Here is a 20,477-nt window from a genome sequence, read left to right as displayed (position 1 = left end):
AAAACCTGGTTGAACCAAAAAACCTGGTTGAACTTTAGTTCAACCAGGGTGTACAGGTTTGTTAGATGACTTCTTTCTTCTTGAGCCAGTTGGCAAAACCGAGGATGGCTAGCACGGGGGTAATAATGGATAATTTCACATCACTCTTTGGTACTGCACAGCCGTTCTCGTCCGTGGAGTAGCCCTTGGTGGTGAGGCCGAAGAAGAAATCGATGATGCTGGAATCCGTGAGGAAACCGGTCTTCGGGCGAGAGTTCCTATCGGCGTAGATGGCCTGGCAATCAATCACCTCAGAATCGGACGATCCGGAGGCGTTAGGGGCTGCTTGCGCAGGTGCGACAGGAAGTAGCGCACCAGTAAGGAGCGCGCCACTCAGGGCTAGTGCGCTCAGCCGGGTGCGGTTCTCTTTCATATCTGTAATTCTCCCCCACAATGTGGCAGTTGTCAAAGATTGCCTGAGAAAATGCCGTGATTCTCCCGTTAGGTTGAATAACCCCTAAGAAATTAGCCCCGTAAGGGGGGTGAAAAACGTTCGCGGGTGAACATTGTTCGGTGGTAAGTGCTCAAGAGTTGGGCGTGCACGGTGAATGGGGAGCGGTATCAATGCGATTGAGGCAACCGACGGTCCGCCTAGTCACCCACCCCGCGCGCCACGAGAGCATCACCGACGGCCTGGGAGCGCCGAATGGCGGAAATGAGAAACGGGATTCCAAAAGCCAAGAGGGAATGATCGGCACCACGGGCCTTCCGAGCCTGGAGAACCTGGACGGCACTCATGGCGATGAGCGGGATCAACCGAATCGTCAGCGATATCGCAAGGGCTACCATGTCGGCGTTGACACCAAACCGTGACAGTGGACGGAGCCAGCGCTCCAGGGCGTCGAGAAGCTCCTCAATCGTCGTGGTGAGGGTGAACAGTGCGGCGGCGGCGATGGCAGAAATGAAGGTGAGAGCGAGCGTGATTGCTGCCGGCAGGCCCCGTTGCCACCAGGTGAAGGTGCTGAAGAACAGGACAATGGGGAGTGGGGTGAGGATTTGAGACAGCGCGATCTTGAGGGGGATCCGTGCGATGACGTAGCCTGCGAGAGGGAACAGCAGCCACACCAGGGCATGCCAGGGCCGCGACGACAGAATCGCCGAGGTGATAACGAAGATGAGGAGAATGACGAGCTTTGATCCTGCGGGGAGCCGATGCAGGGGGGAATTTCCCGGCACGTACAGGGCTAAGGGGATAAAACGGGAGACATTATTCACTGTGGGTCATCTCCGTGACGTACTGATGGATGACCTCCGCGGGGTCGCCGTCGGCGCGGATGGAACCGTCAGCGATGTAAAGGACACGGTCGAATCCCTTGAGTAGCTCAAGATCGTGGGTGGCCACGATGATCTGTTGGTCGAGCTTGGTGAGCTCCTCCCTGATCCGCACGCGATTGCGCAGGTCGAGCAGAGTCGTCGGCTCGTCGAGGAGGATGACAGAGGGCTCCATGATGAGGATGGAGGCGAGTGCGAGGAGCTGCTTTTGGCCCCCGGAGAGCGTGTACGGGGAATCGTCGGCGTGCTCAGCCAGACTGAACCGTCCGAGCATCTCCATCGCCCGGCGCTCGCGCTCGTCTGAGGACAGTTTGAACCGCTTGAGCGAGAATCCGATATCTTCCCTCACAGTGGGCATGATGATCTGGTTCTCAGCGTCGGAAAACATGAACCCGACCTTCTTGCGCACCTGTTTTCCGTGCTCTGCCACGGAAAGGTCATCGACGCTTACGGTCCCTGCGGTGGGGGTGCCGAGGCCATTGATGAGGCGGAGAAACGTCGATTTCCCGGAACCGTTGGCGCCGATGATGCCCACCCTATCTTGCGTTATCTCGCACGATAGGGGGCGCAACACCACGCGGTTTTCATAGCGGACCTCAACATCCGTAAAGGCAATGTGTGACACCGTGACAATCTATCCGTTTCTGTAGCGATGGGACCTAGCAGCGAGTGGTTGGACTCGCCGCAAGGCGTGAGACGAAAGTGTAATGGACAAGGGGGAACTGCAACTAACGGGGCACCCACATGCATTGGGGGTGAGCAAACCGCCGAGTGTGGGGGTGAATCACCTCGTCCCCGCTGCGGTGGAGACCTGCGTTAACCGACGTTTTCCGCGCTCATTGAAGAACTTCGGCCACGCGGAGGCGTGGCCGGGCTGATGTGGGGTGAGGGTTGTTTACGCCGTGATCATTTTCTGGGGGCGGAGGTTGGGGAATGCCATGTGGACTGCCACAGCGATGGCCACCCAGAAGATAATCTCCAGCAGGTCGGTCGGGATGAACACGAGCTGAGAGGTAAAGGCCTTACCCCAATCCAGCCCTGCACGGAAGACGAGGCCGACGATGCCGGCGCCGTATTCGATGAGCAGACCCAGAACGCCGGCGATGAGCATGTACACGATGAGCGGGGTGCGCTTGCGGGGTGCGCGGTAGGCGATGAAGCCTGCTAGCGCCGTGGCGATGACGTAGCCCACCAGGTAGCCGATCGTTGGGCCAACGATGGCGGTGAGCAGGGTCTTGCCGGAAAGGACGGGGAGGACGAGTCCGATGGCGAGCCAGAGGATCACCGAGAGCGTGCCACGCTTAGGGCCGAGAACGAGGCCGGCCAAAATGACCGCGGTGTTCTGGAGAACGATGGGCACGCCGAGGACGCCAACGGGAATGGAAATGAAGGCGAGGACGGAAATGAGGGCTGCGAAAACGGCGATGTAGCCGAGGTCGCGTACGTCAAAAGCTGTTTTATTGTTCACGGTTCAATTACTTTAGCAATTGACGGGTGTTTAAGAAAGCGGAAGGCGTGCGATGGGGGAGGCTGACGCACCCTCCGCTCAAGAGACATGTCCAGCTGTTCACGGCGCGTAGTGCCTGTCCCGTGGCGTGGCCGCAGGGGAGGGGATGGCGACGAGTCGGCCTTTAGTGGTTGCCGGCGGGGAGGAGAAGGCTCCGCCTGTAGGATAACCGTATGCGTCTCAATCATTTCTACGAGCTTGTTCACCACGAGTTTGGCGAATCTCGCGGCGATTACATCGTCGATCACCATGAGATCTCCGGTCTCGGGGATACGGCGGCACACCTGCTGGACACAGAAACGGACGTAAAGGCGATCTGGGAGGGCCTGTGTGACGATTTCGAAGTGCCAGAAAGTCGCCGGTTCGGGCCAAAAGGCCTCACCTAGATAACTGTCACCCCAGGAATGTGCCTCACGGTGCTGAGGTGGCGGCATCAACGTGCAGGTGAGAAGCTGCTCGGCGGTGATTTTGGGGCTTGGAGGCGGAGAGCTTCGGGCGCGTGCGCGTGCGGTACGACACCCTCACCCCATATGCGCGCGTTCGAACAGATGTGCAGGTATAGTGGTTGGAGATAACGCGGTGCTCGTATTGTATGTACATGGCTGCGGGCCAAGCGGAACCTCTGGTCCCCGTACCCCCGGGTGCGGAAGAAAGCGCAGGTGGAAAAAATTCTTTTCACTTTTTTCGCTTTCTAGGGATCCAAAGCGGTGGTTGATTACGTCTAACTGTTAGAGGGAGCTTTTCTCCTCGCAGTGGGTGCGATCAACCACGGTGGTGCTTGCTGAGGGTGGAACAACACCCCGCGGGCGGGCCACCGTGAGCCGTACGGCCAACGTTAAATACATTAAGTAGGCAATGTGATAGCGAAGGAATAGGAAGACATGGCAAGGAAAACAACGACATCGAAGAAGCCGGTGACCAAGTCGAGTGGCAGTGACCGCGAAAAGGCCTTGGATGCCGCGCTGAAGAAAATTGAGAAAGACTTTGGCAAGGGCTCGATCATGCGCCTGGGGGATGAGAAGCACCCGCCCATCGCCGCTATCTCCTCCGGTAACACCGCTATCGACGTGGCACTCGGCATTGGCGGGTTCCCCCGCGGGCGCATCGTGGAGATTTACGGCCCGGAATCCTCCGGTAAGACGACCGTAGCCCTGCACGCCATTGCCTCCGCGCAAAAGGAGGGTGGCATCGCCGCCTTCATCGATGCCGAGCACGCGCTCGACCCGGAGTACGCCCGCAAGCTCGGCGTGGACACCGATCAGCTGCTCGTATCGCAGCCGGACACCGGCGAGCAGGCCCTCGAGATCGCCGATATGCTGATCCGTTCCGGTGCCATCGACATGGTGGTGATCGACTCCGTGGCCGCGTTGACGCCGAAGGCGGAAATTGAGGGTGACATGGGTGATTCACACGTCGGCCTGCAGGCCCGCCTCATGAGCCAGGCGCTGCGCAAGATGACGGGTGCCCTGTACCAATCCGGCACTACCGCCATCTTCATCAACCAGCTGCGTGAGAAGATCGGCGTGATGTTCGGCTCCCCGGAGACCACCACAGGCGGTAAGGCGCTGAAGTTCTACGCCTCCGTGCGCTGTGACATCCGCAGGATTCAAACCCTCAAGGACGGCGCCGAGGCGATCGGTAACCGGACAAAGCTCAAGGTTGTGAAGAATAAGGTGTCGCCGCCGTTTAAGGTTGCTGAGTTCGACATCATGTTCGGCGAGGGAATCTCGCGCGAATCCTCCATCATCGATCTCGGTGTGGAGAACGGGATCGTGATGAAGTCGGGCTCCTGGTTTACTTACGAGGGTGACCAGTTGGGCCAAGGCAAGGAAAAGTCGCGCCAATACCTCAAGTCCAACCCCGAGATCGCCGACGAGATTGAGGATAAGATCTTCAAGAAGCTCAAGGTGGGCAAGTACTCCCAGGTTGAGGACGACGCCGACGCCGACGAGCTCACCGATGACCTCGTTGATGTTGTCCCGAGCGTCGATATGGATGACGATTTCTCCTTCGACGATGAGGACTCCTCGGCCGACGAGTAAGCCCCATCCCGCACTGATCCGCCCCGCATCGCAGCCTCGGCTCGTGCGCGGGCGGTTCTTTGCGCCTGTGTAGACGAACACCAGCAACCCACGGTAAGAAAACGAGGATTTTTCGTGAGCAAAACGCACCGCGACCCGTATTCGGTGAGTAAGGAAGAAAAGATTGAGCTTCTCGCCCGCGCAATTTCGGAGTTCGAGGCGTCGGATGAGTCGCTACTGTTCGACGACACCTCTGAAAAGGCGAAGGCCCCCGTCCGTGAGCGTGCGCTGCGGCTTCTCGACGCTCGGATGAGGTCCGCCCACGAGCTCACCGACCGCCTGGTCAAGGCCGAGTTTCCCCGCCCCGTGGTGGAGGAGGTGGTTCGGGAGCTGGCCCGCGATGGGCTTGTCGACGACGCTGTGTTTGCTCGAGAGTGGGTTCGCGTCCGGCATGCCCGCCGTGGTAAATCATCCGCGATGCTCGATCGTGAGCTGGAGCGAAAGGGGATCTCCCCGGAGCTCCGCGCGGCGGCACTCGAGCAGATCAGTGAGGATGACGAGGAGTCCATGGTCCGCGCGCTCATCGAGAAGAAGGCGCGGAGCATTAAGGAGGTGCCCACCGACTGCAAGGGGCGTGACCGGAATCTCCGTAGACTCGTGGGGGTGGCCGCTCGGCGCGGCTTCCCGCAGGGGCTGTGCATAAGTATTGCCAAAGAAGTAGCGGCGCGCCGCTACGAGGAGCTGTAGATAACAAAACGCCTTCCCGGCCGCTGTTGGCGGGGAAGGCGTTGTTGCGTGTGTACGGATATTAGCCTGCGAGGAATACGCCGGCATCACCAACGAGCGAAATCACCCATGTGGGCAGCACGCCCATGACGATGGTGAGGATCGCCGTGATGGCGATAATGACGCCCACGGAGCCCGACGCGGAGCGCACGCGTGTGGTGTCCTTCACCGGTTCGAAGAACATGATGGTGAGGAACCTGAAGTACGCGTATGCAGCAACGGCGGACAGGAGGAGCGCCACAACCACCAGCCACGAGTGACCGGCGAGCCACGGAACCGCGAATGCTGACAGCTTACCGATGAACCCACCTGTCAGCGGGATACCCGCGAAGCTGAGGAAGTAGATGACAAACGCGGCACCAATCGCGGGATGTGCCCGGCCGACACCGGCCCACGAGCTGAAGTCCGTCGCCTCTTTTCCGTCCTTGTCGCGCACGAGCGTCACAACGGCGAACGCGCCGATGGTGGCGAGCCCGTAGGCAAGCAGGTAGATGATCGCGGCGGACATCGCGGTGATCTGCAGCCCAGCTACTTGGAACGCACCGCCAGGTGCCCCCACAAAGGCCGCGAGAATGAATCCCGCGTGGCCAATGGAGGAGTACGCGATAAGGCGTTTGACGTCGCGTTGCGCGATGGCGACGATGGCGCCGTAGGCCATGGACACCGCGGCGGTGATCGCGATGACCAGTTGCCACGTGTACTCATCGTTCATCGGCACGATGAGCGTGAACAGGCGACCTAGTGCCCCGAAAGCCGCCAGCTTGGTAGCAATAGCCATGAAAGCGGTGACGGGGGTGGGGGCACCCTGGTACACATCGGGTACCCAGGAGTGGAACGGAACTGCGCCGATCTTGAACAGCAAGCCGGCGACGATGAACAGGAAGCCGAGCAAGAAGTTTGCCTCGGTGCCCATCTCCGCTACGTGGGCGATGGTGGTGTAATCAAAGCTTCCCGTGGCGCCGAACACGAGCACGATGCCGTACAGCATGAGTGCCGCTGCCACCACGCCGAGGAGGAAGTACTTGAGCGAGGCTTCCTGGCTACGGTTGGGGCGGTAACGATCGAGGCTGCACAGCACGTACAGGGGGAGCGACAGCACCTCGAGGGCGATGAACAGCATGAGCAGGTTAGACGATGCCACGAACATCGTCATGCCGAACAGCGAGAACAGCGCCAGAGCGTGGATCTCGCTTTCCAGCTGCCGGTTTTCACCCAGCGCCTCGCGCGCGGGCTTTGCGGTGTGCGTGGCAAAGAGGAACATCGCTCCCAGCGTGAACACGATGAGTAGCGCCTGCATGATGTATGCGGGTTTATCCGCGATGAGCAGGCCACCACCGTAGGTACCGAACCGGTCGTGGGTGAAGTTGTACGCCAGAACGCCCAAGGCCACACACAGCGTGGCACCAACGGTGAACACCTGTACCACGGTGCGCTGGGTTCCCTTGACCATCGCCTCGAAGAGGACAGCCAGACACGCGCCTGCGAAAAGCACGAGTAGGGGAACGAGGATCTGGTAGTTCAAATCTGGTGCTTCCATCACCTCTGGGCTGCCGTAACGGTTACTCGATTGAGCAACTGCGGTCACGTCATAGGCCACAGCAGTAAGCGCCGTCATTTGACCGCACCTCCTTCACTAGAAAGATCAGCTTGCAAGGGGCTGCCCTCCTCCTCGTCATCGGCACCGCCGACGACGAAGTAGTAGTTTGAACCCACCGGTGGAACACCGTTGTCATGAAGGTAGTTGACGGTGTTTTGCGCCGCCGGGTTAACCATGGTGGTCAGCGGCTCCGGGTACACACCGAAGACGAACAGCAAGACGATGAGCGGTGCTAGCACCCACCTCTCCGGGTGGGTGAGGTCCGGCATCGTGCGGATGACATCGTCGCCGGGCTCGCCCGTCATCGTGGTCTTGTACACGCGCATGATGTAGCAGGCCGCGAGCACCATGGCGATGGCCGCGATGCCGGCAGCCACCGGAGCGCCGTTGAACGTTCCGGCGATGACACCGAATTCGGAGACGAACGGGGCAAGCCCCGGAAGCGCGACGGCGGACAGGAGAGCGATGAGCAGGTAACCACCCAAAAGTGGGGCCACCTTTTGCACGCCACCGAAGGCGTGGATATCGGCGCTGCCGCGGCGCTTAATCATGTACCCCACGACGAGGAACAGCATGGCTGTGGACAGGCCGTGGTTGAACATGTACAGCGAGGCAGCGGCGGTGCCGGTCTCGTTGATGGTGAAGATGCCCAGCACGATGAAGCCAAAGTGCGACACCGAGGTGTAGGCGACAAACCGCATGAGGTTTGTCTGCGCCAACGCAGCTAGAGCACCCCAGATGATGGAGAGCACGGCAAGCCACACCATGACATCCCTGAACTGGTACGTCGCACCGGGGAAGAGACACATGGCGAAGCGGATCATGCCGAAGGTGCCGATCTTATCCATGATGGCCACCATCATGACGGCGCCACCGGGGGTGGTGTTCTCCGCGGCGTCGGGCAGCCACGTGTGGAACGGAACCATCGGGGCCTTGACAATAAACGCGATCATAAAGCCGGCGAACAGCCAATTCTCCGCGCCTCCGAAGGAGGCGTTCTCCTGCAGATCGGTGAGGAGGAACGAGCCACCACCGAGGACGTACACGCCGATGATCGCGGCGAGCATGAGCAGACCGGAGCCCAGCGAGTACAGCAGGAACTTGATTGCTGCGTACCGACGGTTCTCGCCGCCGAACCCGCCGATGAGGAAGAACATCGGGATGAGAGTTGCCTCAAAGAAGAGGTAGAACAGCAGCACGTCGGTGGAACTGAACACGAAGATGGACAGGCCCTCGATGGCGAGGGTGAAGCCCAGGAATGCGTGCTCGCCCATCTGATCGGAGCGGTAGTGTTCCGTTCCGGAGTAGAGCACCACGATGGGGGTCAGGATCGCGGTGAGGAGGATCATCGCCAGCGCGATGCCGTCGACTCCCAGCGAGTAGTACGCCCCCAGCGCGGGAATCCACGGCACTTCGACCGAGTACTGCATCCCGACACCGGGATCAAAGCCCATGACCATGTAGATGGCCAGAGCTAGCGGGACGAGGCTGGCAACCAACGCCACAACACGTGCGACGCCGGTACGCAGGAACGTCATGAACAATGCCGCTACAAGCGGAACCAGAGCGGCTGTAGTGAGTATGTACATCTAATCAGCTCCTATGCCATCTGATTCACAACGAGGAGGATTGCTGCAACGACGACGGCGCCGACGACCATGATGAGGCCGTAGGTGCGGGCGAGGCCGTTTTGCAACTTACCCAGGGCGGACCCTAGCCCCGCGAACCCGCGGCCGCCGTCGTCGACAGCCGTGGTGATGCCCACGGAATCGACGAGCGCTGCGGTTTCCGCGAGCACGTGGGTGGGCTTGACAGCGACCCAGTCATTGATGGTGTCAGCGTAGAACGCGTTGTCGCCGATGAGGGTGGCAACGCCCGGGTTGGTGCGAGTGGTGGGAATCCGATCCCTAAACATCCACCAGCCAAGTGCCACACCGGCCGCCACCACGAGCAGGGTGATGAGAGTCATCGGGGTGAGGTGGACGAGCGGGACATCGTGGGCGGTGCCACCGACGGCCGGGTTGAGCCACGTGGCGATGCCATTGGCAAGTACCAGGCCACCGATGACCGACAGGATGCCGAGCACCACGAGCGCCGTCACCATGGTGGGGGAGGACTCGTGCGGATGCTGATCATCCCGCCAGCGCTTCTCGCCCATGAACGTCATCATCATGAGGCGCGTCATGTAGAAGGCGGTGACGCCGGCACCGATGAGGGCGGCGAGACCGAACACCCAGCCCCGCTCAAAGGCCGCCTCAATGACGGCGTCCTTGGAGTAGAAGCCGGCGAATCCGGGGAACCCGATGATGGCCAGGTAGCCGGCAGCGAACGTGATGAACGTCCATGGCATCGCCTTGCGCAGGGCACCGAACTCGCGCATATTCACCGACTCGTTCATGCCGTGCATGATGGAGCCGGCACCGAGGAACATGTTGGCTTTGAAGAAGCCGTGGGTGACGAGGTGGAAGATGGCCAGCGCATAGCCTGCCGGCCCAATGCCGGCGGCGAGCACCATGTAGCCGATCTGGCTCATGGTGGAGCCGGCGAGCACCTTCTTGATGTCATCTTTGGCGCAGCCGATCCATGCGCCCACGAGCAGCGTCACAGTACCGATGATGACAACGGCGAGCGACGCGGCCTGGGAGTGTTGGTAAATTTCGCCCGCGCGGACGACGAGGTAGACACCGGCGGTGACCATCGTCGCCGCGTGGATGAGGGCGGACACTGGGGTGGGGCCCTCCATGGCGTCGAGAAGCCAAGCCTGAAGCGGAACCTGGGCGGACTTTGCGCACACACCCAGAAGGAGAGCGAACCCCATGAACGTGACAACCCCGGTTGACAGTGTGGGGACCGCAGCGTTGACAGCGGAGAACTCGGTGGAGCCGACCGCGGCGAACATCGTCGCGATGCCCAGCACCATGCCAACGTCGCCCATACGGTTCATGATGAACGCCTTATTGGCGGCGGCAGCAGCCGAGGGGCGCTGCGCCCAGAAGCCGATGAGGAGGTAGGAAGCAAGGCCCACGCCCTCCCAACCGATGAACATGATGAGGTAGCTGGCCCCCAACACGAGGGTGAGCATCGCCGCCATGAAGAAGTTGAGGTAAGCGAAGAACTTACGGCGCTTCTCGTCGTGGGCCATGTAGCCCACCGAGTACAGGTGGATGAGCGAGCCAACGCCCGTGACCAACAGTACGAAGACGATGGAGAGCTGATCGACGCGGAGCGTGAGATCCGTCTCCAGCCCCGGCAGCGTCATCCACTGGAACAGTGGGGCGTGCAGCGGCCTGTCTCCCACCGGGCGGCCGAGCATGTCAGTAAACAGGGTGGCACCGCACGCGAAGGCGGCGACGCTCAATGCAACGGCGATCCAGTGCCCGAAGGCATCGAGGACTTTGCCTCCGACGAGGAGGATTGTCGCTCCCGCGAGCGGGAGCAGGATGATAAGCCACGCGAGCGTCGTTGTGGTTTGGTCTGCTTGAGCGACCGCAGCACTCGACGCAGCTTGTGCTAATTGCGAGATATTCACGGGGCCTAACCTTTCATCGCACGTTCGTCGTCGACGATCACTGTGCCCTGCGAACGGTAGATGGACACAACGATGGCAAGACCGACCACCACTTCGGCGGCGGCCACCACGATGACGAACAGTGCCGCAACGTGACCCTCCAACTCACCCCAGTGGCGTGCATACGCCACGAGGCCGAGGTTGGCCGCGTTGAGCATCAGTTCGATGGACATGAGCGATGCCAGCGCGTTGCGGCGGGAGAGGAACCCCCAGATACCGACGCAGAACAGGATCGCCGAGAGTCCGACGTAAAATCCGGTAGACATTTACTCCTCACCTTCGCTTTGCTTATCCAGCGACGCGTAGGTGCGCTTGGTTGCATTGACAAAACCACTCGTGGGATCGACCTCGTCGCGCTCGTACAGGACGGGGTTGACCGAGTCCTTGAGCTCGGAGCCGTCGGGCAGCAGCGCGGGGACATCCATGGCGTTGGAATCGGCGTACACACCGGAACCGGCCAGCGGCCCGACGTTGGTGCCGTGCTCCTTGTAGGCGCGGAAGCGGGCCTTGGACAGTTCACGCTGCGAGGAGCGCTTGACGGCCCGCACGCGGAAGATCATGATCATCGCGCCCACAGCGGCGACGATGAGCAGCGCCGATAGGACCTCGAAGGCGACAACGTACTTGTTGAAGATCTCCACGCCGAGGCCGGCGATATTTCCACCGTGTTCGGCGTTGGCCTCCGCCATCCCCTGCGGGCCTGAAGTGAGGCTCATGTTGACGGCAATGCCGATGAGCGCGAAGAGGGCGGTGGCCGCGATGCCGCTGACGATTCGCTGCGAGGCGGGGGCGGGGTTGTCACCGTCGGCGGCTTCGCCTCGGGCGCCCACCATCATGACAATGAAGAGCATCATCACCATGACAGCGCCCGCGTACACAACGATTTGCACGACGAAGACGAAGGGCGCCCCCATCGTGGCGTACTCGACGGCGACACCGACCATGACAAACAGCAGGCACAGCGCCGAGTGGATGAGTTCCTTACACATCACCATGCCGATTGCGGAGGCGATGATGGCTGCGGCGAGGATCCACGAACAGATCTGACCGAACAGGCCGAACCCTTGGTACGCGGTGGCAACCTCGCCGGCTGCCAGGAGAGACTGGTGTGCGGCTAACTGTATCATCGTGCTCCCTCCTGGTGAATAGCCGCGCCGGTGGCCTCCGTCTTCTCTGCTACCGCGGTAGCCGATTGCGGTGCCGTATCCTCACTGGGGTCAACGTCGATGTCGGCACCCGGCGAGGTGGGAAGACCGAGGAAGTAACCGCGTTCGTCGTCGGCGAGACGCCGTGGATGCGGTGGTTGTTCCATACCGTCCTCCAGCGGCGCGAGCAGCTTGTCCTTGCCGTAGATGAGAGCCTCGCGGGAGACGTTGGCGAGCTCGAAATCGTTGGTCATCGTCAGCGCCCGTGTGGGGCACGCCTCGATGCACATGCCGCAGAAGATGCAGCGCAGGTAGTTGATTTCGTACACCTTGCCGTAGCGTTCGCCGGGGGAATAGCGCTCCTCCTCGGTGTTGGCCGCGGCCTCCACGCGGATAGCGTCGGCGGGGCACGCCCAGGCGCACAGCTCGCAACCCACGCACTTTTCTAGGCCATCGGGCCAGCGGTTGAGCTGGTGCCGGCCGTGGAACCGCGGGTTTGTCTCAGCAGGTTTCTTTGGATAGCTGACGGTGGATTTCTCCCGGAACATCGCTCCGAAAGTGACCGCCATTCCCCTCCAGCGGGAGAAGATACTCATGACATTTCCTTCTTTCGCGCGGTTGTGGTGAGCGTGGCCGCGTCATAGTCACCGTGGTCAGATCCGAACTTCTTGCCGTCCAGCTCGGGCAGCGGGAAGATGGTGGGATCGAGCTCGGCGATGTTGCGCACACGGTAGGGGGTGGACAGCTTGCGCTCTGTATTCTGCCGTTGCACGGCAAGGACGACGTAGCCGACGACGAGGTAGAGGGCCACGATGGCGAGCAGCGTGGCATCGTCGCGCAGGAACGAGCCCGGGGCCGACAGCTGGCGTGCCTTGAGGTAGATTGCCTCTACCATGAGGAAGCCGAGTGCCAGGGGCAAGAGCGTCTTCCAGCCAACATCCATGAGCTGGTCGTACCGGTAACGAGGAACGGTGGCGCGCACCCAGATGAAGAAGGCCAGCATGAGGGCCACCTTGATGACGAACCACAGGAATCCCCACCAGCCGCCATCGAGTGCAGTCTCGTTGAGTGGCCACGGGGCGTGGAAACCACCGAGGAACAGCGTCGCGCAGATGGCGCTCAGCGTGCCCATGTTCATGTACTCGCCAAGGTAGAACATTGCGAAGCGGAAGCCTGAGTAGTCGGTGCCGTAGCCGCCGACAAGCTCGGATTCACATTCCGGCATGTCGAACGGAGCACGGTTGGCCTCCGCCAGCATGGTGACGCAGTAGACCATGAACGCGGGCATGAGGATGAGGAAGTTCCAAGCGGGGAACGGTGATTCCCAGCCGAACAACGTCAGTGTTTCGCTCTGCGCCTCCACGATGCCGAGCGTGCTCATCGTGCCTGCGACCAGGACGACGGCGACAACGGCAAGCCCCATGGAGATCTCGTAGGAGATCATCTGCGCGGCCGCGCGTAGGCCGCCGAGGAGTGAGTACCTCGAGGTGGAGGACCAGCCGGCCAGGACGAGTCCGTAGGTGCCGAGGCCCGCGATGGCGAGGATGAACAGCACGGCGACGGGGAGGTCGCCGTTTTGGAGCTGCGTCTCATGGCCGAAGATGGTCACCCGGCCGCCGATGGGCAGCACGGACCAGATGGAGAAGGCCGCGGTGCCGGTGATGAACGGCGCGAGCGTGAACACGAACTTGTCCACACCACTTGGCATGAAGTCTTCTTTGAAGATGGTTTTCACGCCGTCGGACATCGGCTGCAAGAGGCCGATGGGGCCGGCCATGTTGGGTCCGAGGCGACTCTGCATGAAGGCGAGGAGTCGACGCTCGTACCACACGGTGACGATGGCCATGAGCAACGGCAGGGCAAAGAATATGATAGCTTTGATCAAAATCAGCCACCATGGGTCATCCCACAGCCCGATTTCTCTTTCAATCACGGTTGTTACCTTTCAGTCGATTCTTTTTCCTGCTGCTGGGCAGTTCGCTCCGTTGCAGGAGCGCCAGGATTCTCCTCGGCGTGCGAACCGCAGGTCAACCGTGTGGCCTCGAGTCGCACGCGGGGGCCAGCGACCCCGTGGGGGAGAAGCGGGAGCCCCGCTGTTGCCGGGGCATTGGATGGCACCCACACGACGTCGTCGGCGAGGGTGGGCCACACGGCGATGCGCAACTCCACCGACCGCTCTCCCAGCGTGATCCGCACCGCGTTTGCGCCGTGGTCCCCGCAGCTCTCGCCGTGGTTCCCGCCGCAACATGGGTGAGGCGCGGTAGCTATCCCGAGCTTCTCGGCGGTAGCGGGGCTGATGCGAGCCTTCCCGCGCCGGTGATCGGAACGCACAAAGTTGGTTTCCGCGAGGGCCTCGGACTCGCCCATGAGTTCCGGCCAGGTATCGAGCACGAATTCGCCTTCGCGTAAGCTGTCGGAACTGTCCTCGCCATAGCCACTGACATTGGCGCCGGCGCGAGGCCGCTCGGCGGTGGCGGGGGACTGTCTGCGAATCTCCGCCACAAGGTCGGCATTCTTGGGGAGGCCGAGGTCTACTCCCATGGCGCGACCGAGCGCGGTGAGCACTTTCCTGTCGCTCATGGCAGAGACCTTGACGCCGGCGAGTGAGCGAACGCCGCGCCAGCGTGCCTCCCAGTTCACAAAGTGGCCGTTCACCTGGCTTACGAGTGCTACGGGGAAGACCACATCGGCGTGTTCGGTGAGGAGCGTGCGGCGATGCGCTAGCTGTACTGTGAAGGCGGAATCGGCTGCGGCAACCAGTGCCTGCGGGTCCGCGTAATCGCGGTGGTCGCACTCACCAAGAACGAGGCCGTCAACCCCGCCGTTAGCTGCCGCAGCGATGATAGCAGCGGTATTCTTGCCGCCTTCGGCGGGCAGGATGCCGGCCTCTACGGCGCCTCGATCGCCAGCGTGGGCGGGCACCCAGGCAAGGCAGGCACCAGTAGTGTCGGCCACCTCCGCCGCGGCGGTGAGCAGGCCGGGTGTGCGGGCGGCACGCTGGCCGATGAGAAGCACCGTGGAGGAATCGATGCCCTCGATGGAGCGGAGAGCTGCTTCCTCCTTCCCCGGCGTTGCTGTAACGAGCTGCGCCCCGAGCTTGGCGTTGCCAATGGAGAGGTGGCTTGACACGGCGACGATCTCCGTGCCGTGTTTGCGGTGTGCGTTGCGAAGCCGCAGGAAGAACACGCCAGCCTCGTCTTCAGGATCGAAGGCGACAAGGACGACCTTGTTCGCGGCATCGAGATCGGCGAAGGTTACGCCCTCGTGACCGGCGACGCTTGAAGCGAGGAACGATGTCTCCTCGTCGGTGGCGAAGTCGGTGCGAAAATCGACCGACGGCGTCTTCAGCGCCGTCTGCGCAAACGCCTTGTAGGCGGCCTGGTTCTCCACCGTGGTCGCGTTGGGCGCGATGACTGCGGTGGAGCCCGCAGCGGCAAGTCCCGCGGCCGCGGCCTGGAGGGCCTCGGTCCACGAGGCCTCCACAAGTTGGTCGTCCCTGCGTACCAGCGGGGTAGTGAGGCGGAATTCCTTGAGCCCGTACCGGTAGCCGTAGCGTCCCTTATCGCAACTCCACTCCTGGTTGACATCCATATCCTCGCCGGCGAGTCGGCGGGTGATGGTGCCGTGGCGGTGGTCAACGCGGAGTGCGCAGCCGACCGAGCAGTGCTCGCAGGTGGTGTCCGTGGAGACGAGATCGAACGGGCGGGCTTGGAAGCGGTAATCGGAGCTAGTGAGCGCACCGACGGGGCAGATTTGCACGGTGTTGCCCATGAAGTAGCTGCCGGCGGAGGAAGCCGGATCGGCGAAGATCTGTTCCTCTGCGCCACGCTCTGCCTTGGCAATGCACGGGTCGCCGGCGATCTGTTCTTGGAACCTCACGCAGCGGGTGCACATGATGCAACGCTCGCGGTCGAGCAGCACGCCGGACACCAGGTTGATGGGCTTGGGGAACTCCCTCTTTTCCAGATCAAATCGGGTGGCCCCCTGGCCCGCGCTCATCGCCTGATTCTGCAACGGGCATTCGCCACCCTTATCGCAGATGGGGCAATCGAGCGGGTGGTTAACCAGGAGAAACTCCATGATTCCCTGTTGTGCCTCGCGTGCCATGTCGGAGGTGTACTGGGTTTTCACCACCATGCCCTCGGCGGCCTGCAGAGAGCAGGAAGCCTGGGGTTTGGGGAATCCGCGGCCGTTGCCGGCATCGGGGACATCGACCATGCACTGGCGGCAGGCTGCGATGGGCTCGAGACCGGGGTGGTCGCAGAAACGGGGGACATCGATGCCCAGCTTCTCCGCGGCGCGGATGACAACCGTGCCCTTGGGGACGGTGACCTTCTGGCCGTCGATTTCTAAGGTGACGGTCTCAACTGGTTGGTTCTGTTCCACCGTTTCGGTCTCCTTGTCCGTAACCTTGTCACTCATGGCAGCATCTCCTCGTCAGAGAAGATGGCGCTCTTTTCGTAGGGGAACAATTCCCATGCCGGCGTGGTGTAGCCGGCCTCGAACTCCTCGCGGAAGTTGGCCACTGCGCTGGTGACGCAGGCGACGGCACCGTCGGCAAGCGCGCAGAAGCTGCGTCCGCCGATGTGATCGCAGATGGAGATGAGCTTGTCCACATCCCCCGGCTTGCCTTCGCCCCGTTCCAGGCGCTGGAGGAGCTGCAGCAGCCACCACGTGCCCTCACGGCACGGTGTGCACTTGCCGCACGATTCGTGTTTGTAGAACTCCACAAAGCGGGTTGTTGTACGAACCACGGAAGTGGTCTCGTCAAAGATCTGCAGCGCCTTTGTCCCGAGCATAGAACCTGCGGCGCGCAGCGCCTCGTAATCGAGCGGCACGTCGAGATGCTCGGGGGTGAGGATCTGGGTGGACGAACCACCAGGCGTGAAGTACTTGAGGTGGTGACCGTCGCGGATGCCACCGGCCATCTCGATGAGTTCACGCAGCGTGATGCCGAGCGGTGCCTCGTACTGCCCGGGACGTTTGACGTGCCCGGACAGCGAGTAAATGGTGGCTCCCTTGGATTTCTCGGAGCCGATCGCCGTGTACCACTCGGCGCCGTTGCGCACGATCGCTGGCACGGAGGAGATGGACTCAACATTGTTGATCACTGTGGGGGAGGCATACAGGCCTTCCACGGCCGGGAACGGCGGGCGCAGCCTCGGGTGGCCGCGCTTGCCCTCGAGCGAATCGAGGAGAGCGGTCTCCTCGCCGCAGATGTAGGCGCCGGCACCGGAGTGCACCTGGATGTGCACGGTCTTGCCGGAGCCCATGATGTTCTCGCCGGCGTATCCCTTGCGGTAGGCCTCCTGGATGGCTGCCTGGAGGCGGCGGGCGATGTGGACGACCTCACCGCGTAGGTAAATAAAGGCGTGCTCGGAATGGAACGCGAGGCACGAGATAATCGCGCCCTCTACCAGTGTGTGCGGTGTAGCCATCATGAGCGGCATGTCCTTACACGTGCCGGGTTCTGATTCATCGCCGTTGACAACGAGGTATTTGGGCTTGGGGTTGTCCACGGGGACGAAAGACCACTTTCGGCCGACGGGGAACCCGGCACCACCACGGCCACGCAGGCCGGAGTCAAGGACGAGGCTCACCAGGTCCTTGGGGTCCATGTCGAGGGCTTTGCGCAGTGCCTGGTAGCCACCGCGACGCTCGTAGCTTTCGATCTTCCACGGGGTCGGGTCTGCCCAGTTGGCGGAGAGGATCGGCGTGATCTTGAGGTGGGGAAGCCCGCCGGTGCTTTCGGGGCTAGTCATGGTGTCCACCTCCCACGGTCTCGTCGTAGGTGTAGCCGTCCGCGATCTCCAGGCCGCGGAGGCTGGCTGGGCCGGCGGCGGGGCCATCGTCGGCCCGGCCGTCGTAGAAACCGGCGAGGACACGCTCGTTGTCGCGCCAACTTGTGATTTCAGGCCCGCGCGTCGAGTGAACCGGCGTGCCATGGCGCAGTTTGTCCAGAATCTCGATTGCCTTCTTAGGCGTCATGTTGTCCATGAATTCCCAGTTGAGCATGAGGACGGGGGCGAAGTCGCACGCCGCGTTGCACTCGATGCGCTCGAGTGTGAACATCCCATCGCTCGTGGTGTCCTTGTCCTCGAGGGAGTGCTCTTTGTCGAGCCCTAGGTGGCGCCGGACGGCGTTGTAGATGATGTCACCGCCCATCGTTGCGCACAATGCGGACGTGCACACGCCTACGAGGTGTTTTCCTACCTCGTGGGTGTGATACATCGAATAGAACGTCGCCACGCCGACGACCTGAGCCTCCGTGAGGTGAAGAATCTCGGCGATGTGGCGAACCCCCTCGCCGGATACCTTGCCGTCCACGCTCTGCACGAGGTGCAGCATGGGCAGCAGTGCGGACTGGGGGTTAGGGTAGCGGCCCGCAAGCTCCTTCAGATCAGCGACATCAGCGTCGGTGAGTTTTGTTTTAGTATCGGCGAGATCGACGCGGTCGTCGTCGCCAAAGTGTGCCTCAAAGTGCTGGTGAGGCGCCTGGGTGGTCACCGGTCTACACCTCCAAGTACGGGGTCGATGGAACTGATTGCAACAACAACATCCGAGAGCGTCCCGCCCTCACAGAGAGCAGGCAGCGCCTGGATGGCGTGGAATGCAGGGTCGCGCATGTGGACTCGGTAGGGATGGGTGCCGCCGTCAGAGACCACGTGGCAGCCGATAATGCCCTTGGGGGATTCCAGCTCCACGTATGCCTGGCCGGCCGGCACCTTGAATCCCTCGGTCACCAGCTTGAAGTGGTGGATGAGGGATTCCATGTCTTGGCCCATGATGTTCTTCACGTGCTCGTAGCTGTTGCCCTGGCCGTCCTTGTACACCTTGAGGTAGGCGGGGCGCGCGATCTTGGGATCTTCAATCATGAAGGGCTGGCCCTCCGTCTCAACGAGACGGTCGCGGCATTGGCGGGCGATCTTCAGCGATTCGAACATCTCCGCCAGGCGCACTCGGTAGGCGCCGTAGGCATCGCAGGTGTCCCACACCGGAACATCGAAATCGTAGGTTTCGTAGCCCAGGCACGGTTCGGCCTTGCGCAGGTCCCACTTGAGGCCCGCGGCACGCAACCGTGGTCCGGTGATTCCCAGCGTCATGCATCCGGTGAGGTCAAGGTAGGCAACGTCAACGAAGCGCTTCTTAAACACCGGGTTATCGTTGAGCATCTTGGAAAAGTCCGGCATCCTCTTTTCCAGCCAGTCAAGGCACGTATCGAGGATCTGCATGCCGTCTTCCGGCAGGTCGCCGGCGACTCCACCGGGGCGGATGTAGGCGTGGTTCATGCGCAGGCCGGACACGCACTCGAAGAAGTCGAGGATGTGTTCGCGTTCGCGCAGACCGTTGGTGAGAAGAGTCGTGCCACCCAGCTCGTTCCCGCCTGTGGCCAGTGCCACTAGGTGGCTGGCGATGCGGCAGAGCTCCAGGCACAGCACGCGGATGATTTGGGCGCGCTGCGGAATTCTGTCCGTGATTCCCATGGCCTTTTCCACGGCCATGGAGTAGACGCACTCGTTGAACATGGGGGCGACGTAATCCATGCGTGTGACGAGGGCGGAGCCCTGCGTCCAGGTCCGGTATTCGGCGGTCTTCTCGATGCCTGTGTGAAGGTAGCCGATGGCGGGCCGCAAGTTGGTGACGATGTCTCCGTCCATCTCCAGGCACAGGCGCATCACGCCGTGGGTGGAGGGGTGGGCGGGACCCATGTTGATAATCATGCGGTCCGCACGGTTTTTGTGCTGCGCCTCAACAATCTGCTGCCAGTCGCCGCCATCAGCCTGATACTGCGGGATGGAGGGATCTGAGAACTCTTGCTCCGGCGACAGGGCTGTCGAACCCGCGGGAGCGGTGTATCCGGTAGTCACTAGCGGTACCTCCTTCGGTTTTCTACGGATGGGATGTCTGTATCGGAGAACTCCACCGGAATGCCACCGAGCTTGTAGTCCTTCCGCTGCGGGTGGCCCGACCAGTCATCCGGCATGAGGATGCGGGTGAGGCAGGGGTGACCGTCGAAGATAATGCCGAACATGTCCCAGGTTTCCCGTTCGTGGAAGTTCACGCCGGGGTAGATGGATGTGAGGGACGGGATGTGCGGTTCGTCCACCGGGCACACCGCCTCGAGGCGAATGCGCCGGTTGTGGGTGAAGGAATACAGGTGGTACACAGCGTGGAGCTCGGCGTCCTTATCGTGCGGGTAGTGCACGCCGGAGACCGAGGAGCAGGTTTCGTAGCGCAGTTGCGCGTCGTCGCGCAACGCCCTGGCCACGCGGAGCAAAAGCTCACGGGGAACATAAACCGTAAGCTGGTCGCCTCCGGAGACCACCGGAGCGTCGATAAGCTCAGGAACCAGTTCGGTGAGCCGTGCTATGATCGGATTGTCCTGCGGGTTCTCGTCGGAAACGATCCGCGGAGGAAGGCGCACGATCTTGGAGAAGCCGGACACATCTCCGGTGCCGTCAACCCACATGCCGCGCTTAGCGCCAAAGACAGCGTGAGAACCGTCGCGGGCGTCGTCTCCGTCGCGGGCGTCAATCTGCTG

The 20,477-nt window shown here is 61.8% G+C and carries 19 protein-coding genes; 3 read left to right on the top strand and 16 right to left on the bottom strand.

The window, feature by feature from the left end; translation table 11 throughout:
* Window positions 1–61: 61 nt before the first annotated feature.
* The 4 genes from HMPREF1219_RS03860 to HMPREF1219_RS03845 all read right to left on the bottom strand — a co-directional run bounded on the left by HMPREF1219_RS03860 (window position 62) and on the right by HMPREF1219_RS03845 (window position 2,779).
* Entirely contained in the window at window positions 62–412 is a 351-nt protein-coding gene (locus tag HMPREF1219_RS03860) for a hypothetical protein (RefSeq protein ID WP_016457710.1), read from the bottom strand.
* A 218-nt stretch (window positions 413–630) separates the two neighbouring features.
* Window positions 631–1,254 carry an energy-coupling factor transporter transmembrane component T family protein gene (locus tag HMPREF1219_RS03855; RefSeq protein ID WP_016457709.1) on the bottom strand — a complete coding sequence of 208 codons (624 nt, stop codon included), beginning with the start codon at window positions 1,252–1,254 and terminating at the stop codon, window positions 631–633.
* Window positions 1,247–1,936 (bottom strand): energy-coupling factor ABC transporter ATP-binding protein, encoded by a 690-nt coding sequence (locus HMPREF1219_RS03850; RefSeq protein ID WP_016457708.1) that lies wholly within the window; start codon window positions 1,934–1,936, stop codon window positions 1,247–1,249. The genes HMPREF1219_RS03855 and HMPREF1219_RS03850 overlap by 8 nt, the downstream gene beginning before the upstream one ends.
* 270 nt (window positions 1,937–2,206) lie before the next feature.
* Entirely contained in the window at window positions 2,207–2,779 is a 573-nt protein-coding gene (locus HMPREF1219_RS03845) for a biotin transporter BioY (RefSeq protein WP_016457707.1), read from the bottom strand.
* A 212-nt stretch (window positions 2,780–2,991) separates the two neighbouring features.
* On the opposite strand from HMPREF1219_RS03845, the gene HMPREF1219_RS03840 reads away from it, so the two are divergent.
* From HMPREF1219_RS03840 to HMPREF1219_RS03830, 3 genes are all read left to right on the top strand, one after another.
* On the top strand, window positions 2,992–3,204 hold the full coding sequence (locus HMPREF1219_RS03840; protein ID WP_016457706.1) for a DUF3046 domain-containing protein: 213 nt from the start codon (window positions 2,992–2,994) through the stop codon (window positions 3,202–3,204).
* Window positions 3,205–3,699: 495 nt separating this feature from the next.
* Window positions 3,700–4,860 (top strand): recombinase RecA, encoded by a 1,161-nt coding sequence (gene recA / locus HMPREF1219_RS03835; RefSeq protein ID WP_016457705.1) that lies wholly within the window; start codon window positions 3,700–3,702, stop codon window positions 4,858–4,860.
* Window positions 4,861–4,974: 114 nt separating this feature from the next.
* Complete coding sequence (locus tag HMPREF1219_RS03830; protein WP_016457704.1) at window positions 4,975–5,586, top strand: regulatory protein RecX; 612 nt, start codon at window positions 4,975–4,977, stop codon at window positions 5,584–5,586.
* A gap of 61 nt (window positions 5,587–5,647) precedes the next feature.
* Here the strand turns inward: HMPREF1219_RS03830 and nuoN are convergent, their stop codons facing one another.
* The 12 genes from nuoN to HMPREF1219_RS03770 are packed head-to-tail and all read right to left on the bottom strand — an operon-like array spanning window position 5,648 to window position 20,471.
* Window positions 5,648–7,240, bottom strand: coding sequence for an NADH-quinone oxidoreductase subunit NuoN (nuoN, locus tag HMPREF1219_RS03825; protein WP_016457703.1), 1,593 nt, complete (start codon window positions 7,238–7,240; stop codon window positions 5,648–5,650).
* On the bottom strand, window positions 7,237–8,811 hold the full coding sequence (locus HMPREF1219_RS03820; RefSeq protein ID WP_016457702.1) for an NADH-quinone oxidoreductase subunit M: 1,575 nt from the start codon (window positions 8,809–8,811) through the stop codon (window positions 7,237–7,239). Before HMPREF1219_RS03820 ends, nuoN begins: the two co-directional genes overlap by 4 nt.
* Window positions 8,812–8,822: 11 nt before the next feature.
* Window positions 8,823–10,751: an NADH-quinone oxidoreductase subunit L gene (gene nuoL, locus HMPREF1219_RS03815; RefSeq protein WP_016457701.1), complete on the bottom strand. Its 1,929-nt coding sequence runs from the start codon at window positions 10,749–10,751 to the stop codon at window positions 8,823–8,825.
* Between the two features lie 5 nt (window positions 10,752–10,756).
* The gene (gene nuoK, locus HMPREF1219_RS03810) at window positions 10,757–11,056 is read right to left on the bottom strand and encodes an NADH-quinone oxidoreductase subunit NuoK (protein ID WP_016457700.1); all 300 of its coding nucleotides are present in this window, start codon (window positions 11,054–11,056) and stop codon (window positions 10,757–10,759) included.
* Window positions 11,057–11,917: an NADH-quinone oxidoreductase subunit J gene (locus HMPREF1219_RS03805; RefSeq protein WP_016457699.1), complete on the bottom strand. Its 861-nt coding sequence runs from the start codon at window positions 11,915–11,917 to the stop codon at window positions 11,057–11,059.
* Complete coding sequence (gene nuoI / locus HMPREF1219_RS03800; protein WP_016457698.1) at window positions 11,914–12,531, bottom strand: NADH-quinone oxidoreductase subunit NuoI; 618 nt, start codon at window positions 12,529–12,531, stop codon at window positions 11,914–11,916. The genes HMPREF1219_RS03805 and nuoI overlap by 4 nt, the downstream gene beginning before the upstream one ends.
* Complete coding sequence (nuoH, locus tag HMPREF1219_RS03795) at window positions 12,528–13,868, bottom strand: NADH-quinone oxidoreductase subunit NuoH (protein WP_016457697.1); 1,341 nt, start codon at window positions 13,866–13,868, stop codon at window positions 12,528–12,530. The genes nuoI and nuoH overlap by 4 nt, the downstream gene beginning before the upstream one ends.
* A gap of 5 nt (window positions 13,869–13,873) precedes the next feature.
* Entirely contained in the window at window positions 13,874–16,357 is a 2,484-nt protein-coding gene (gene nuoG / locus HMPREF1219_RS03790; RefSeq protein ID WP_016457696.1) for an NADH-quinone oxidoreductase subunit NuoG, read from the bottom strand.
* On the bottom strand, window positions 16,354–17,697 hold the full coding sequence (nuoF, locus tag HMPREF1219_RS03785; protein ID WP_016457695.1) for an NADH-quinone oxidoreductase subunit NuoF: 1,344 nt from the start codon (window positions 17,695–17,697) through the stop codon (window positions 16,354–16,356). Before nuoF ends, nuoG begins: the two co-directional genes overlap by 4 nt.
* On the bottom strand, window positions 17,690–18,442 hold the full coding sequence (nuoE, locus tag HMPREF1219_RS03780) for an NADH-quinone oxidoreductase subunit NuoE (protein ID WP_016457694.1): 753 nt from the start codon (window positions 18,440–18,442) through the stop codon (window positions 17,690–17,692). The genes nuoF and nuoE overlap by 8 nt, the downstream gene beginning before the upstream one ends.
* A complete protein-coding gene (locus tag HMPREF1219_RS03775) occupies window positions 18,439–19,803 on the bottom strand; it encodes an NADH-quinone oxidoreductase subunit D (RefSeq protein WP_016457693.1) in 1,365 nt (454 codons plus the stop codon). The genes nuoE and HMPREF1219_RS03775 overlap by 4 nt, the downstream gene beginning before the upstream one ends.
* Complete coding sequence (locus HMPREF1219_RS03770) at window positions 19,803–20,471, bottom strand: NADH-quinone oxidoreductase subunit C (RefSeq protein WP_419762889.1); 669 nt, start codon at window positions 20,469–20,471, stop codon at window positions 19,803–19,805. The genes HMPREF1219_RS03775 and HMPREF1219_RS03770 overlap by 1 nt, the downstream gene beginning before the upstream one ends.
* Window positions 20,472–20,477: the final 6 nt, after the last annotated feature.

The organism is Corynebacterium pyruviciproducens ATCC BAA-1742, from assembly GCF_000411375.1.
Taxonomy (GTDB): domain Bacteria; phylum Actinomycetota; class Actinomycetes; order Mycobacteriales; family Mycobacteriaceae; genus Corynebacterium; species Corynebacterium pyruviciproducens.
This window is presented reverse-complemented; position numbering and strand designations above follow the sequence as displayed.

Excerpts from the sequence above, each read along its gene's own strand:
- HMPREF1219_RS03860 (WP_016457710.1), bottom strand. The coding sequence starts at position 412 with ATGAAAGAGAACCGCACCCGGCTGAGCGCACTAGCCCTGAGTGGCGCG.
- HMPREF1219_RS03840 (WP_016457706.1), top strand. The coding sequence starts at position 2,992 with ATGCGTCTCAATCATTTCTACGAGCTTGTTCACCACGAGTTTGGCGAA.
- recA (WP_016457705.1), top strand. The coding sequence starts at position 3,700 with ATGGCAAGGAAAACAACGACATCGAAGAAGCCGGTGACCAAGTCGAGT.
- nuoN (WP_016457703.1), bottom strand. The coding sequence starts at position 7,240 with ATGACGGCGCTTACTGCTGTGGCCTATGACGTGACCGCAGTTGCTCAA.
- HMPREF1219_RS03820 (WP_016457702.1), bottom strand. The coding sequence starts at position 8,811 with ATGTACATACTCACTACAGCCGCTCTGGTTCCGCTTGTAGCGGCATTG.
- nuoK (WP_016457700.1), bottom strand. The coding sequence starts at position 11,056 with ATGTCTACCGGATTTTACGTCGGACTCTCGGCGATCCTGTTCTGCGTC.
- HMPREF1219_RS03805 (WP_016457699.1), bottom strand. The coding sequence starts at position 11,917 with ATGATACAGTTAGCCGCACACCAGTCTCTCCTGGCAGCCGGCGAGGTT.
- nuoI (WP_016457698.1), bottom strand. The coding sequence starts at position 12,531 with ATGAGTATCTTCTCCCGCTGGAGGGGAATGGCGGTCACTTTCGGAGCG.
- nuoG (WP_016457696.1), bottom strand. The coding sequence starts at position 16,357 with ATGAGTGACAAGGTTACGGACAAGGAGACCGAAACGGTGGAACAGAAC.
- nuoF (WP_016457695.1), bottom strand. The coding sequence starts at position 17,697 with ATGACTAGCCCCGAAAGCACCGGCGGGCTTCCCCACCTCAAGATCACG.